At 37.2% G+C, this 14,981-nt stretch carries 13 protein-coding genes; 8 read left to right on the top strand and 5 right to left on the bottom strand.

The window, feature by feature from the left end; all coding sequences use genetic code 11:
* Positions 1-7 precede the first annotated feature (7 nt).
* From FFM65_RS00440 to FFM65_RS00430, 3 genes are all read right to left on the bottom strand, one after another.
* Positions 8-934 (bottom strand): L-lactate dehydrogenase, encoded by a 927-nt coding sequence (locus tag FFM65_RS00440; RefSeq protein ID WP_119317144.1) that lies wholly within the window; start codon positions 932-934, stop codon positions 8-10.
* Positions 935-1,081: 147 nt separating this feature from the next.
* Positions 1,082-1,993 carry an L-lactate dehydrogenase gene (locus tag FFM65_RS00435; RefSeq protein WP_119317143.1) on the bottom strand — a complete coding sequence of 304 codons (912 nt, stop codon included), beginning with the start codon at positions 1,991-1,993 and terminating at the stop codon, positions 1,082-1,084.
* Between the two features lie 120 nt (positions 1,994-2,113).
* Entirely contained in the window at positions 2,114-3,169 is a 1,056-nt protein-coding gene (locus FFM65_RS00430; protein WP_119317142.1) for a D-alanine--D-alanine ligase family protein, read from the bottom strand.
* Positions 3,170-3,340: 171 nt separating this feature from the next.
* On the opposite strand from FFM65_RS00430, the gene FFM65_RS00425 reads away from it, so the two are divergent.
* Together FFM65_RS00425 and FFM65_RS00420 are read left to right on the top strand one after the other, a co-directional pair.
* Complete coding sequence (locus FFM65_RS00425; RefSeq protein WP_119317141.1) at positions 3,341-4,285, top strand: DUF1002 domain-containing protein; 945 nt, start codon at positions 3,341-3,343, stop codon at positions 4,283-4,285.
* A 138-nt stretch (positions 4,286-4,423) separates the two neighbouring features.
* A complete protein-coding gene (locus FFM65_RS00420; protein ID WP_119317140.1) occupies positions 4,424-7,153 on the top strand; it encodes an HAD-IC family P-type ATPase in 2,730 nt (909 codons plus the stop codon).
* Positions 7,154-7,221: 68 nt separating this feature from the next.
* Here FFM65_RS00420 and FFM65_RS00415 read toward each other — a convergent pair whose 3' ends face one another.
* Positions 7,222-7,911 carry a ribonuclease H family protein gene (locus tag FFM65_RS00415; RefSeq protein WP_119317139.1) on the bottom strand — a complete coding sequence of 230 codons (690 nt, stop codon included), beginning with the start codon at positions 7,909-7,911 and terminating at the stop codon, positions 7,222-7,224.
* A gap of 69 nt (positions 7,912-7,980) precedes the next feature.
* Here FFM65_RS00415 and FFM65_RS00410 point away from each other — a divergent pair, with 69 nt between their 5' ends.
* From FFM65_RS00410 to cls, 6 genes are all read left to right on the top strand, one after another.
* Complete coding sequence (locus FFM65_RS00410; protein WP_119317138.1) at positions 7,981-8,736, top strand: alpha/beta hydrolase; 756 nt, start codon at positions 7,981-7,983, stop codon at positions 8,734-8,736.
* Positions 8,737-8,776: 40 nt separating this feature from the next.
* A complete protein-coding gene (locus tag FFM65_RS00405; protein WP_307722439.1) occupies positions 8,777-11,536 on the top strand; it encodes a YhgE/Pip domain-containing protein in 2,760 nt (919 codons plus the stop codon).
* A gap of 20 nt (positions 11,537-11,556) precedes the next feature.
* On the top strand, positions 11,557-12,003 hold the full coding sequence (locus FFM65_RS00400) for a hypothetical protein (protein ID WP_119317136.1): 447 nt from the start codon (positions 11,557-11,559) through the stop codon (positions 12,001-12,003).
* Between the two features lie 5 nt (positions 12,004-12,008).
* Positions 12,009-12,707: a zinc metallopeptidase gene (locus FFM65_RS00395; protein ID WP_059074967.1), complete on the top strand. Its 699-nt coding sequence runs from the start codon at positions 12,009-12,011 to the stop codon at positions 12,705-12,707.
* 237 nt (positions 12,708-12,944) lie between these two features.
* Positions 12,945-13,145, top strand: coding sequence for a hypothetical protein (locus FFM65_RS00390; protein WP_119317135.1), 201 nt, complete (start codon positions 12,945-12,947; stop codon positions 13,143-13,145).
* 130 nt (positions 13,146-13,275) lie between these two features.
* On the top strand, positions 13,276-14,742 hold the full coding sequence (gene cls / locus FFM65_RS00385) for a cardiolipin synthase (RefSeq protein ID WP_119317134.1): 1,467 nt from the start codon (positions 13,276-13,278) through the stop codon (positions 14,740-14,742).
* 54 nt (positions 14,743-14,796) lie between these two features.
* Here cls and FFM65_RS12250 read toward each other — a convergent pair whose 3' ends face one another.
* Positions 14,797-14,922, bottom strand: coding sequence for a hypothetical protein (locus tag FFM65_RS12250; protein WP_255311461.1), 126 nt, complete (start codon positions 14,920-14,922; stop codon positions 14,797-14,799).
* Positions 14,923-14,981: the final 59 nt, after the last annotated feature.

Here is a 14,981-nt window from a genome sequence, read left to right as displayed (position 1 = left end):
TTCACAATTATTCAGAAACTCGTTCAGCTAATTTGCTTTTAATGAAATCAGCTGAATATTGCAATTTATCCAATTCTTCCTGTGGCAAGTCCAACTGAACTTGTTTGATAACACCTTTTCTTCCAATAATAGCTGGATATGACAAGTAAGTTCCATATTCTTCACGATAATTGGAAACTGGCAATTCGATATGAGCATCATTCAAAACAGCCAAGGTCAATTCCACAGCTGCAGTCGAAATACCATAATTAGTATATTTCTTCCCACTAAAGACTGTGAAACCGCCCATTCTGATATCTTCATTCAACTTATCAAGATCAAGACCATCTTCTTGAGCCCAATCTTTAATAGAACGATCCATTACTTTAACGGTGGACCAAGCTGTAAATTGTGAATTACCGTGTTCACCTAAGTTGTAGCCTTCAACCGATCTAGGATCAACGTCTAAAGCTGCTCCAACTGCACGTTTCATTCGAGCTGAGTCCAACAAAGTGCCAGTTCCCATAACTTGATTCTTAGGTAAACCAGTAATCTTTTGATAAATTGAAACCATAACATCATTAGGATTACTAATAACAACAATGCAGCCATGGAACTTTGTTTGATGGATTTTTTTAGCCACGTCGGTTACAGCATTACTAGTGAATTCCAATTCAGCAAAACGATCTGGCTCCACTCGGTCTTGCAATTTAATATTGCCTACAGCCGAGATGATTACATCTGTATCATCTAATTGAGAGTAGTCATTCACGAAAATATTAGTATGGAACGGCAAATTAGCCATCGCATCTTCAAAATCCAACGCATCGGATTTTACTTTCTTTTCATTTTTATCAATCAAAACTAAATCATCGACGAAACCACTAGCAACGATATAATGCGCACAGGCGGCTCCTACATTACCTGTTCCGATGATTGCTACTTTTCTAGTCATAAAATCAGCCTCTCAATCTATTAAAGAATTTCTGTTTGTGACTGCCATTATACTCTAATTTCATTAAAATAAAGTTAATAATATAAAATAATTAAATTTTGGCATAAAAAAAGCCACTCTCTTTCGAGAATGACTAAATTAAGAAACTTATTTAAGATTTTTCTTGATGTAATCAGCTGAATATTGCAACTTATCTAATTCTTCTTGTGGTAAATCTAATTGTAATTGTTTCAAAATACCTTCACGTCCTACAATTGCTGGATATGATAAGTAAACTCCGTATTCTTCACGGAAGTTAGATACTGGCAATTCAATTCGAGCATCATTCAAGATGGCCAAAGACAATCTGACAGCAGCCGTTGAAATACCGTAATTAGTGTAGCCTTTACCATCAAAGACCGTAAAGCCACCCATACGAACATCTTCATTGATCTTATCTAAGTCAAGACCATCTTCTTTAGCAAGCTTCAAAATTGGTTGATCCATTACTTTAACAGTTGACCAAGCGGTAAATTGAGAATTACCGTGTTCGCCTAAGTTATAGCCAGAAACCGATCTTGGGTCGACTTTGAAAGCTTTACCGACGGCACGCTTCATACGAGCTGAATCTAGCAAAGTACCAGTTCCGATAACGCGTTCCTTAGGGAAGCCCAGCACTTGTTGATACAACGAGGTCATAACATCGTTAGGGTTACTAATTACGACCATAATGCCGTGAAATTTAGTTTGTTTGATTTTAGCAGCGACTTCTTTGACATCGTCACCAGTTGGTTTCAATTCACCGAAACGGTTAGGATGATCGCCACCAATCAACTTAATGTGACCTACAGCTGAAATAATTACATCTGCATCGTCTAATTGTGAATAGTCATTTACAAAAATATTAGTGTGGTAAGGAAGATTTGCCATCGCATCTTCAAAATCCAAGGCGTCAGCTTTGACCTTCTTTTCGTTTTTGTCGATCAAAACTAAATCATCCACAAAACCACTAGCAACGATATAGTGAGCACAGGCTGCTCCGACGTTACCCATTCCAATGATTCCAATTTTTCTTGTCATAAAAAACATTCCTCACAGTCAATATTTTAATAATGTTTACACTTTCATTATAACCATTCTTAAAAACCGTTTTGATTAGAAAAAAGGCCACTTTCTTAGAAGAAAATGGCCTTTGAAAAACTATTTTTTATTTTCGTAATAGTGCATCTTGCTCTTAATGATTCTTTCGCAAAGATCAGCGTATGAAATTCCCGCTGCTTCTGCTTCTCTTGGCATCAATGACAATGGTGTCATACCTGGCAAAGTGTTAGCTTCCATGACATACAATTGACCATCACGTAATAAGAAGTCAACACGGCCATAGTTGCTCATCCCTAGAGCTTCGAAAGTCTTCTTAGTCAAAGCTTGCATCTTACTGTGTGTTTCATCATCCAAGTTATTTGGTGGTGTGATGAAGTGTGTCACATTGTTTTCTTGGAATTTGTGTTGGAAATCATACCAACCTGTATCAACTGTGATTTCAACAGCTGGTAGAACTAAACCATCAACGATAGCAACTGAGAATTCACGACCTTGAATGTATTCTTCAATCAAGACTTCGGTATCGAATCTCAAAGCATCAGCAACTGATTCTCTTAATTCAGTCGCATTTTTAACGATGTGTGTACCGACACTTGAACCACCATTGGAAGGTTTAACGACCATTGGATAGTTAAATGGAATATCTTCTGACAAAATCTTAGCAGTCTTAGTAGTTACATACTTGGCTGTGGGAATATTATCTTGAACAAAAATTTCTTTAGAATATTTCTTATCCATAGCTAGACCAGAAGCTAAAGTACCACTTCCAGTGTATCTAATATCAAAAACATCGAAAACAGCTTGCATTTTACCATTTTCTCCATCTTCACCGTGAAGTCCCATGTAGACAATATCGGCGTGTTGACAAATCTTCAAGACATTTCTACCTAGAAGACCGCGAGTTCCATCGGTACGAAGTGCATTGATCTTTTCATCAGTTAAGACTTCATCATCAATGATCAATTTACTTTCACTTTCTGGTTCAGTCGTGAAAAGATCATCAATCTTATCTTCTTCAATATCCTTACCTAAAAATGAATCAACGTATGCGACTTCATAACCTTTGCTACGTAGTGCGTTGGTGATTTTAACTCCGGAAGATAAAGAAACATTTCTTTCTGTACTTCTTCCGCCTGAAAGAACGACAATTTTCATTGTGTTTCACCTAATCCTTATACATTTATTTAAGCGTAATCCTAGAACCTACAGAATAGCACAATTTATTTTAAAAAACCATTTCAAAATACAAGTTTTTAAAAAATTTAGTCATCTTCTCGAATTTTTCACATATATCTGGTTTAATTGGGATTAAGGAGGACTTTTACTGTGAAAAAGTTAAACATTATTTTATTGAGTTTAGTATCTGTAATTACTTTGGGAATCTTCACTGCCCAGAGTGTTAAGGCTGATAGTTTGAGTGATCAACCGGTAATGACTTTGGGAACATCTTTAACGAGCGACCAACGTCAAGGTACTATCAACGCTTTATCTTCACAGATCAGCGACAGTAATTACAAAACAATCACTGTCAATGGCGATACTTTAGTTAAATACTTAAATCCAAGTGGTAGTACTTTTACTAGTAGTTCAGGCGTTTGGTCTTCAGCCTTGATTCAAAAAACTTCATCTGGCTCTGGTATCAACGTCAAAATTGTCGACTACAATGGTAAAAACAACATTACTACTATTACCGCCGACCAATATCGTAACGCCGCAGTTACTGCCGGTATCAGTGATGCCAACATCTACGTAACTTCAGCTACTCCAATCGATGGTTCTGGTGCCCTAGCTGGTATTTATGCCGCTTATGCCAACAGTGGTGATAACTTAAATCAAAGCCAAGTTAATGCCGCTCAAAAAGAAATGAACGTTCTAAGTGGTATTACTGATGCTAACAAAGGAACCGACGGATATTCCGATAAACAATTAAACAATGCTGTTGCTGGAATCAAATCCGATATGGCTCAAAAAGGCGACAACATCACGGTCAACCAAATTACTACGATCGTAAATAACAACTTGCAAAAGAATAATCTTCAAAACATCATCAATGACAATCAAAAACAACAAATCATCAACTTGATGGTTCAAATTAGAAACTCTGGTGCTTTGAAAAATTCTAACTTTAAAGAGCAAGCTTCTAAATTAAGTAGCGACATCATGAGCAAAGCAAAAAATATTTTCAACAATCTCAATACTGAAGAAAATCGTAATTTCCTACAAAGAATCTGGGATAGCATCGTTTCCTTCTTTAGTGGTTTGTTCAATTAGTCTAAAACGACACAACACTCTCACAATAATTAGTGAAGGTGTTGTTTTTTTTAGCCTCTACCATATATAATCAAGTTAATATCATCTTATTAAAATGAGAGATAGATCAATATCTAAATAACTAGGAGGAATGACTACATGAAAGACGAAACTGTCTTTGATTCTACTTCATCCGAAAATTCCGATTCGGATCATGTCCCGATACAAAGCTCTACAAAAACTTGGCAATTAACCAGTGAACAACTGGCTTCAAAATACCAAACGGATTTGGAGAAAGGTTTAACTAGTGCCGAAGTCAAGCGGCGCCTAGATCGTGATGGTAAAAACGAGCTAGAAACCAAGAAAACTTCCAAATTCATCCAATTCATTAAGCAGTTCAACAACAGTATCATCTATATTTTAGCTGCAGCTGCTATTATGACTTTCTTAATGCATCGTTATTCTGATTCAATCGTTATTGGATTAGTAATTATCGCTAATGCCATTATTGGATATGTCCAGGAAAGACAGGCTGGTAACGCTCTAGAAAAGATTCGTGAACTATTAGTTTCTAAAAACTTCATCTTCCGTGATGATGAAAAACTAGAAATCGATGCTCGTGACTTAGTTGTTGGTGACTTAGTTAACCTAGAAGCCGGAGATGCTGTCCCTGCTGATATGCGTTTGATTTCTGCTGATAACTTGAGCGTTCAAGAATCTGTTTTGACTGGTGAAACTAATCCCGTCGAGAAAATCGAAGAAGCCATCCCTGATGACAAACTTCCTTTAGCCGAAAGAAAGAACATGGTTTACGCTTCAACTGCTGTTACTAAGGGTTCTGGACTCGGAATCGTTGTTGCTACAGCCGGCGATACTGAAATTGGTCAAATCCAAGATTCAGTGGAAAATGTTAAAGAAAAACCAACTCCATTGATGCAAAACTTGAACTCATTAGGTTTTGGCTTATCCGTTGCTATCGTGATTGCGGCGGTAATCCTATTTATTATTGGTTACTTTATCGATACTTATACCCTACCTACTTTGTTAATCTCTGTAATTACCATGGTCGTAGGTTCAATGCCTGAAGGATTACCTGCTAGTACCTCAGTTGTTTTAGCTATGGGTACTCGTAAAATGACTAAACGTAACGTTATCGTTAAATCCTTACCTGCAGTTGAAACTTTGGGTGCCGTTGATATCGTTAATACTGATAAAACAGGTACTTTGACTAAAAACGAAATGACTGTTCAAAAAGTTGTTACACCAAATCACGTCTTCGATGTTACTGGTGTCGGTTATGACGCTGACGGTGGTGTCGATTTCGCTGGTGACTTAAAACTCGGTGGTCAAACTTACGATTGGCAAAAAGATGAACACATGAGAAAACTAGTTCACATTGCCGGTCAAACAACCGATGCTCAATTGCATTTTGAAAATAATCGCTGGGAATTAAACGGTGAACCAACTGATGGTGCCTTAACGACGCTTTATCGTAAAATGACTGGTGAAGATCCTGAAGTTGACGAAATCGACTCCCTACCATTTGACTCAGCCTTTAGATTCTCCGCTCGTTTGGCAGACTTTGAAGGAAATAGAGTTTTGATGGTCAAAGGTTCTCCTTCAACTATCATGAACCTTTCTAAATCAGATACCGATAAGGATTATTGGAACGACCAAATGAAGAATTTAGCTTCTGATGGTTTGCGAGTAGTCGCTTTGGCTTATCAAATCGTTGATGATAACTTAGAAGAAATCGACAAAGATAAAATTGGAGATTTAAACTTAGTTGGTTTAGTAGGTATCATCGACCCACCTCGTGAGGAAGCTCGAAAATCAATTCATGAACTACGTATGGCTGGTATCAAGGTCAAAATGATTACTGGTGACCACCCTGATACAGCGATGGCAATTGCTAACAAATTAGACTTGGACTCAGTTGTCCGGGCTATTACAGGTCCTGAAATCGATGCTATGTCTGATGATGAATTGACTGCTAAAATCGATAATTACAACGTTTTTGCTAGAACTACACCAGCTAACAAATTAAGAATCGTCCGCGCTCAACAAGCTAATGGACACGTCGTTTCAATGACCGGTGATGGTGTCAACGATGCACCAGCTTTGAAACAAGCTGACATCGGTGTGGCTATGGGTATCAAAGGTACCGAAGTTGCTAAAGAATCTGCCAATATGGTTCTAGCCGATGATGATTTTGCTGATATCGTAGTGGCTGTTCGTGAAGGTCGACACGTCTTCGATAATATTCGTAAGACAATTCGTTTCCTATTACCTACTAGTTTTGCTGAAGGTTTAATCGTGGTAATCAGCATCTTGCTCGGTCAAGACTTGCCACTTTATCCTGCTCAATTGCTTTGGATCAACATGGTTTCTGCCTTGACGATCCAATTTGCCTTTATTTTCGAACCACCAGAATCTGGAATCATGGCTCGTGGTCCTAGAAATGTTAAAGCTGGTCTGCTGACGAAATTAGATACCTTTGAAATCGTTTACGTTTCGGCGTTGATCTCTGGACTAGGAATTTGGGCTTTTGATATGCTAACTCGCCAAGGATTACCTGAAGTTGTCGGTAGTACGATGGCACTTAACATCATTATCTTCGGTAAAATTTTCTATCTCTTTAATCTAAGAAATAATTATCCAGTTATTTCCAAATACTTCTTCCAAAACAAGATGGCCTTTTACATCATTGGAATATTGATCTTGTTACAAATGGGAATTATTTATCTACCATTCATGCAAGACATCTTCCACACAACTAATATCAACTTCTGGTATGGTTGGGGAATTCCAATTATCGCTGGATTTATCGTTCTGATTGTTACTGAAATCGGTAAGTTTATCCGTGTACGTATTTTAAGAAAAGCTTAGTTCTATTTCAATTAACCAAAATAAATAGCCTTGTTAGATTGTAAAACTACATTCTAACAAGGCTATTTTTACATTTTATCCATAGTTTCGTTCAGCAACTCATCAACTCGGTTGTTTCCAACGTTAGTCGCATGTCCCTTAGTCCACTCAAAAGTTTTTTTCGGAACAGTTGGCAATAATTTATCTAGTTGTTTCCACAATTCAACATTTGCTAATGCACTGCCATCAGCCTTTTTGAAGCCTCTTTTTTTCCAACCATTTAACCAATTTTTAGTAATAGCATTTAGAACATATTGAGAATCTAAGACAAATATCGCATTTTGTTGGTTGATTTTAAGCTCATTTAATCGAATAATACTCTGAATTAGGGCCATTATCTCCATGCGGTTATTAGTTGCGCCTAACTCACCTGCGGTTCCTTCATATGTCTGGCCGTTATTACTGATATGATAAGCCCAAGCAGCTTTATCATCAGTTTTTACGTGACCACCTTTAACATTACCGTGATTTCGTGATCCGCCATCGGTGTAGATCACCACGTCAAAATCATCAATGTTCGATGCTTTAGTTACTTTTTTAGGAGAACTCTTCTTACTATTGTAGGAATCTGTTCCTGTTAAAAATTTTTCTGCTTCTGCTCGACTCGTGAAACTTTTGTATCTAGCGTTGGCAAATCCATCGACTTGTTTCTTGCATTCAGGCCACGTTAAATAGATACCTGGCTTTTTTCCTTTTCTTACTGCATAATATTTTTGCAATTGTCATACCTCATTTGGTTAAAATTTCTCAATAATAATTATATAATAATGTCTTGTTGGGGTGAATTTATGAAAAAGGGACAATGGCCGATACTCTACATTCACGGATTTCGTGGTGGAGACTATACGACACAAAAAATGATTGAATCAGCTTTGAAATGTAACGGTAAAAAATCAGACCAGTTTCTCAAAGCTATTATTAACTGGCGTGGCAAAGTTACATATGAGGGAACTTGGACTGACGATGAACATCCAATTGTGCAAGTCGTCTTCCAAAACAAATGGGTTGGCAGTAACCAAATGGAATATTGGTTAGTGAAACTCTTATTTGACTTACGTTTAAAACACGAATTTACTACATATGACGCCATCGGACACTCACTTGGAGCGGTCGCCTTAGTTCTAGTCAATCTAAGGGAAAAGATGCGTCCTTATATGCCACGACTCAAAAAATTAGTGCTCATCGCAGGACCTTTCAACGGAATTCTTGGACTAGGTGATCTTCCCAACGTCAACCGAGTTCGTCCTAATGGTCGTCCTGCTTTTATGAGCCCTACATATTTTAGAATATTTATGAATAAAAACAATATTTCAGATGACCTACGAGTTTTAAATATTTTTGGAAACGTTGGTGACCATTCAAATAGTGATAAATATATTTCGGTTACCTCAGCTAAATCCATCTCATATATTCTCAAACCTCGAGTAAAAGAATATAACGAATATTTAATTAAAGGTACTAATGCAGAACATTCAATGCTTCACGATGATTCTGAAATTTTAAATACGGTCAACGGTTTCATTTACTATAATCCGTTATCGTAACGTTATATAATGACATTGCGCCGTTTAGTTTTTAGGAGATTTGGAGGGGATTTCTATCAAAGCTTGGGAGCTATTTAGACTAGATATAAAGAGGACTTTGCACTCAAAACCCGCCACTTTACTAATGTTGGCTATGATTATTTTGCCATGTTTGTATTGCTGGTTTAATGTTTGGGCGTTATGGGACCCATATTCCAACACCAGTGGACTAAAAGTTGCTGTTTATTCCGATGATCAAGCCGTCAAAGTTGAGGGGCAAAAGATTGAAATCGGTGATCAATTGATCGACAACTTGAAAAAGAACCACAAATTAGGTTGGACTTTCGTTGACTCTAAGAAAGAACTCGACCAAGGTGTTAAAGATGGTTCTTATTACGCTGGTATTTATGTACCTAAAAAGTTCTCACGTGACATCATCAGTTTCTTGTCAGGACACATTAAGAAGCCTACTTTAGTCTTCTCGGTCAACCAGAAAATCAATGCGATTGCCCCGAAATTGACAGAAACCGGGGCGACGACTTTACAAACGACTATTTCCAGTGAATTCATGGGGACGATTAGTAAAACTATTACGAAAGTTCTGAATAAATCTGGAGTCGACATTCAACACAATTTACCAATGTTGCGGCGTCTGTCTTCCTTATTAGTCACAACCGACGATAACTTGCCGGAACTGCAAAATATCATGGACAAAGTTCAATACGCCAATACCATGGTGCCAAATTTAAATAATAAGCTACAACAAGTCAACGACATGTATGGCTATTTGCCACTGCTCAATCAGGATGCGCAAAAACTAACCAATATCAACAACATTTTGCCTTTAGCTGATGCTGGTGGTACGGCTGCCAAAGACTTGCAAACTAAAATCCCTGAAATCCAAAGTGCCGGTTCTCAAATCAATGAGATTGATGGTGACTTTGGTCAAATTTCTAAATTAATGGATACTAGTATCACTCAAGTCGAAAATGGTATTCAAGTTGTTAACAAAGTTCAAAACGTCATCCCTGATATTCAACAACTCGGAGAAGATGCTCAAAATGCTACTAACAAAGTTAACAATGAATTAATTCCAAAGATTCAAAAAGCTTTACCTGTTATCAAATCAACTGTCGATACTGGTTTATCCATGGTTTACAACATTGCTAAACAAATCAGCAATTCCTTGGAAAACGCCAATACTTTGATTGACAAGATCAAAAACGATCCAACTAACGAACAATTAAAAGAACAACTCAAGACCGTCTTGGAAAACGTTGCTAGTGATGCTACACAATTAGCTCAAGTTAGTCGTCAAATAGCTTCATCATTGAGTGACTTACAAGACTTATTCAACCGCTTAGCTCAAGACTTAGGCCACGATCAAATTACTATTTTTGACAAACCTATCAAACACCTAAATGACTTGGCTGCCTTAAACGAAACCCTAGCTGACAAAGCTAATGATATCGTCAACAACTATCAAGATCTCGATACAACTCAACTACAAAACAAGCTTTCTGAATTACAATCACAATCCGACAAGATTGCTAGTGGTGTCGCTGAAATCAAAGATCTCAATATTACCGATAGTGTTTCTGATACCATTACCAATATCAGTACTTTCCTAAAGGATGCCGGTTCGACGCTTAGTGATGTCAACAACAATATCATCCCCGCTATCCCTGGACTTTTGAACAATACTCAAGGCGTTTTGAAAACAGCTTTGGCTTATCTTCAAAAATACCAAAAACAATTGCCAGCTGTTGGTAATGAAATTCATGATGCCAACCAATTGTTAAACGGTAACATGGGAAATATTGTAACTGGTATTAATTTAGCCAATGATTTTTATAATAATGACTATCCAACTTTGAAGAAGAAACTTGCTACGGCTACCTTCTTCGTGCAATATCAATTGCCACAAATTGAAAATGAATTAACAACTACTTTGAATCTGGTCAACTCCAAGACTCCCGAATTAGAAAAAGCCTTATCTACTGCTAGTGACTTTGCTCAAAACGATTGGCCACAGTTGAAGAAAGACGTTCATCATTCAGCTACCCTACTCAAGAAGGGCGAAAAAGACGTCGATTTGGGTGCCATTATCAAGTTAATGAAGTCTGACGCCGAAAAGGAATCTGACTTCTTCGCTAACCCAGTTAAGTTGAAACAAGATAACCTTTACGATGTACCTAACTACGGTTCTGCCAGTGCGCCATTCTACTTAGCCTTGTGTATTTGGGTTGGTGCCTTGTTGCTATCCAGTGTCTTCACAGTTCACTTCAAATTGAATGATCGTCAGAAGTACCGTTATAGTTTCAAACAAAGATTCAATGGTCGTTATTTGACCTTCGGATTTTTAAATCAACTACAAGCCATCTCAGCTGCTCTTGGTAATATTTTCATCTTGCATGCTTACACGAAACAAAAGATCTGGCTAATATTATTCTGTATGTTAGTAAGTTTCGTCTTCATTTCAATTCTTTACTCGCTGGTCCAAATGTTTGGAACAGTTGGTAAAGGATTAGGTATTATCATTCTGGTGCTATCAATCTCTGGTGCCGGTGGTAACTTCCCCGTTGTCCTTTCCGATGGATTCTTCAGAGTTATCAACCCATACTTACCATTTACCTATGCGGTCAACCTGATTCGTGAAGCCGTCGGTGGAATTTATTGGCCTAACGCCACAAAAGATATTATTATATTGTTGGCATTCGGAATTGGTTTCTACTTGTTAGGTCTTCTAACGACAGAGAAATTAAAACCATTCATGCACAAACTTCACAAGAGTGCCAAGAAGAGTATGATCATCGAATAATTTTGATTAGAGGGAAATAAATGTCAGATATAAAAATGAAATCCTATCGACCTTTCATTACGAAAAGTTTCTTCTGGGATTTTCCAACACATTTCAATCTTAAAGAAGTCAGTCACTTTCTCGGCTTAGAAATCGATCCAACGACTAAGTATATTTCCGATAGCGCCAAAACTATCATGCGTAATGATGGAATCTACTGGTTGTTACAAAGAAAGCATACTGAAAAAATCAGTGCTTTGATTTCTCTAAGCGATTTAGATTTGGACAATCAAAAAGCTGCCTTAATGGTTACTTTTAAAGATGTCACAGACGCTGAAAAGTCAGAAATTGCTCAAAGACTGTTAGTATTTTTGAAAGAACAAATTTCTCTTAAAACTATTGAAATCAATCAATTAGATCGTATTGTTCAAGAAAACTTCACAAATAATGGATATAATGTAACAAATAATACATTAAAGAGGAGTTAACATATATGTACGGATATGGTTACGGTTTTGGTCCCAGCTATTTGTTGATAATTATTGGTTTAGTTATCAGCTTGTGGGCATCATGGTACGTCAATCATAATTTCAAAAAATATGATCAGTTCACCAGTCATCACGGAATCAGTGGTGCTGATGCCGCAAGGTTCATTTTGGATAATGCTGGGTTACAAAATATTCAAATCAACAAAGTCAGTGGTAATTTGACCGATAATTACAATCCTGGCAATAAAACTTTAAACCTTTCTGAATCAACTTATGATTCTACTTCGGTTGCCGCGATTGGGGTTGCTGCGCACGAATGTGGACATGCGATTCAAGATCAAACTAGCTACGTGCCTATGCGTGTGAGAGCTGCCTTAGTTCCCGCCGTTAATCTTGGTTCTAATGCTTCAATTCCTTTGATCATCGTTGGTGCCTTGTTAGGTATGAATCACACTTTGATCACAATCGGTATTTGGTTATTCGCCTTAGTTGTTTTATTCCAAGTAGTTACCTTGCCAGTTGAATTCAATGCTTCTGGTCGTGCTATTAAAATTTTGAGTTCAGGTGAAATGCTCGACAGTGACGAAGTTCCTATGGTTAAAAAAGTTCTTTTCTCAGCTGCTTTAACTTATGTCGCCGCTGCTATTTCAACTGCTCTACAACTACTACGTTTAATTATTATCTTCGGTGATAACCGTAATTAAAATAAATTAACATTTATGAGGAATCATGATTCGAGAGAATTGTGGTTCCTCATTTTGTTTTCACTTGATAGAATCAAAATGAAAGCGGTGTTATACTAACCTTAGGATTTAATGCATGCTCGAATTATTCCTAGCCTCCTTTTTATGAGATATAACGCATGGCTAACTAAAAATTCTACATACACAACGTCCTAGTTGAGCTTATTCAATGTATGTCAAATAATGAAGGAGTGACTTCTGATGATCTATTCGTATTTGAAATTAGGCCCCAGAGATGGAGTAATGTTGATTTCGGTTATCATTATGTTAGTTTTAACACTGATTTTTAAATGGTCGGTATGGGAATTCACATTCTCTGTTGTTGCAGTCATAATTGCCTTTTTAGCAGGAAGAATGAAACCAGATGATAAGAAAGTACTTGCTTTCTTGAAAAAATAGCTTGAATTCTTATTATCAAAAAAGCCTATTACTGGGCTTTTTTTATTTTGCTTAAGAACTCTAAAAATTAGATTTTATGAGCATTTTGAAGTAAACTTTCTATTAAGAATAATAGAGGGGAATTTATTTTATGATTGATATTTGGATCATTTGGCTAATTCTCATTATCTTAATAGTCAATACAATTTCAGCGCTGATTACTGTCTTCCACAGGCCTCGTAATATCGTTACTACCTGGGCTTGGATTTTAGTTCTCGTGTTATTACCAATTGTCGGATTCCTTATATACGCTTTCTTGGGTCGTGGGATTGCTCAAGAAAAGATCTTTAATATTAGCCGACAAGAACATTACAGTTTAAGCCAACTAAAGAAAATGGCCATAGCTGCTCAAAAACGTCCTCAAAACGCCTCTCGTTACGATGAGACGCGTTATGCCGACCATATAATAAGATTCTTCAATGAGACCGAAGAAGCGCCACTGACGCGTCACAATGAGATTGAACTCTTCTTCGATGGACAAGAAAAATTCAAAAGCATGTTTGAAGATATCAAAAAAGCCAAAGAAACTGTTCACGTGGAATACTACGCTTTTATCAAGAGTAATATCGGTGACCAGTTCTTAGACTTATTAACCCAAAAAGCTAAAGAAGGTCTCGAAGTCAGAATTCTCTATGATCCATGGGGTTCTGGTGGAACTAAACCTAAATACTTCAAGAAATTTCAAGCTGCTGGTGGTGAGGTTTTACCTTTTATCACTTCTAAAAACGTGATTGCTAAAACCCGTTTGAATTATCACTTGCACAGAAAAATCGTTGTTATCGATGGTACAACCGGTTGGATCGGTGGATTCAATGTTGGTGACCAATACGTCAACACTACTGAGAAATTCGGTTATTGGCGTGACACCCATTCAAGAATCTTCGGTGCCGCTACGTTGTTGTTACAAGAAAGATTCTTTCGTGACTGGAATGCTTCTCTAGACCGCAACGCCGAACCGTTGGAATTTTTGGAAAAATACTTCCCATCTGACAAATTCAATACCGATGCTAACCTACCTATCCAAATAATTTCTGACGGACCAGATAACCGTGAGGAAATCCTAAAAGATGGTTTCATCGATATGATTGTCAGTGCTAAAAAGAGTGTCTGGATTCAATCGCCTTATTTAGTCCCTGACGATGCCATGTTCACTGCTCTAACGATTGCCGCAAGATCTGGAGTCGACGTCAGGATCATGATTCCTTGTATGCCAGACCACCCATTTATCTATCGAGCAACACAATATTATGCTAATTTACTAACGACTTACGGAATTAAAATTTATAGTTATCAAAAAGGTTTCTTACATGCCAAAACATCTGTCTTTGATGATAAAATATGTTCTGTAGGTTCAATGAACCACGACTTCAGAAGTTACTCATTGAACTTCGAAGCTAACGCCTTTATTTACGACGCCAAAGTCGCACACCAAATTACTCGTTCCATCAAAAAAGATATGGATGACTCAATTCTTTTGACGCCAGAAATCATCAAGGAACAAGGTATGTGGCTTCACTTTAAACAAAGATTTTCACGACTCTTATCACCAATTCTGTAGAGAATATCACAAAAGAGGACCAAGTCTAACTTGGCCCTCTTATTTTTGAGAATTCTATTTTTTATCAGATCTAAATTCTTCTTTAACTTTGATAGTTGGAGATATAGATTGGGTTTGCTTTTCAGCATCTGTTAATGGTGCTTTCAAATGTGCAGTTCTTTCTTTATCAGTATTATCCATCTTGTTATCTCCCTTCTGCTATTTTTACTTATCTTGGAGCCATTATATCAAAGAGAATT

The sequence above is a fragment of the Companilactobacillus formosensis genome, from assembly GCF_005405305.1.
Taxonomy (GTDB): Bacteria; Bacillota; Bacilli; order Lactobacillales; family Lactobacillaceae; genus Companilactobacillus; species Companilactobacillus formosensis.
The sequence above is the reverse complement of the archived record's forward strand: the minus strand, read 5'-3'. Positions and strand labels throughout refer to the sequence as shown.

Excerpts from the sequence above, each read along its gene's own strand:
- FFM65_RS00420 (WP_119317140.1), top strand. The coding sequence starts at position 4,424 with ATGAAAGACGAAACTGTCTTTGATTCTACTTCATCCGAAAATTCCGAT.
- FFM65_RS00400 (WP_119317136.1), top strand. The coding sequence starts at position 11,557 with ATGTCAGATATAAAAATGAAATCCTATCGACCTTTCATTACGAAAAGT.
- FFM65_RS12250 (WP_255311461.1), bottom strand. The coding sequence starts at position 14,922 with ATGGATAATACTGATAAAGAAAGAACTGCACATTTGAAAGCACCATTA.
- FFM65_RS00440 (WP_119317144.1), bottom strand. The coding sequence starts at position 934 with ATGACTAGAAAAGTAGCAATCATCGGAACAGGTAATGTAGGAGCCGCC.
- FFM65_RS00435 (WP_119317143.1), bottom strand. The coding sequence starts at position 1,993 with ATGACAAGAAAAATTGGAATCATTGGAATGGGTAACGTCGGAGCAGCC.
- FFM65_RS00395 (WP_059074967.1), top strand. The coding sequence starts at position 12,009 with ATGTACGGATATGGTTACGGTTTTGGTCCCAGCTATTTGTTGATAATT.
- FFM65_RS00410 (WP_119317138.1), top strand. The coding sequence starts at position 7,981 with ATGAAAAAGGGACAATGGCCGATACTCTACATTCACGGATTTCGTGGT.
- cls (WP_119317134.1), top strand. The coding sequence starts at position 13,276 with ATGATTGATATTTGGATCATTTGGCTAATTCTCATTATCTTAATAGTC.
- FFM65_RS00430 (WP_119317142.1), bottom strand. The coding sequence starts at position 3,169 with ATGAAAATTGTCGTTCTTTCAGGCGGAAGAAGTACAGAAAGAAATGTT.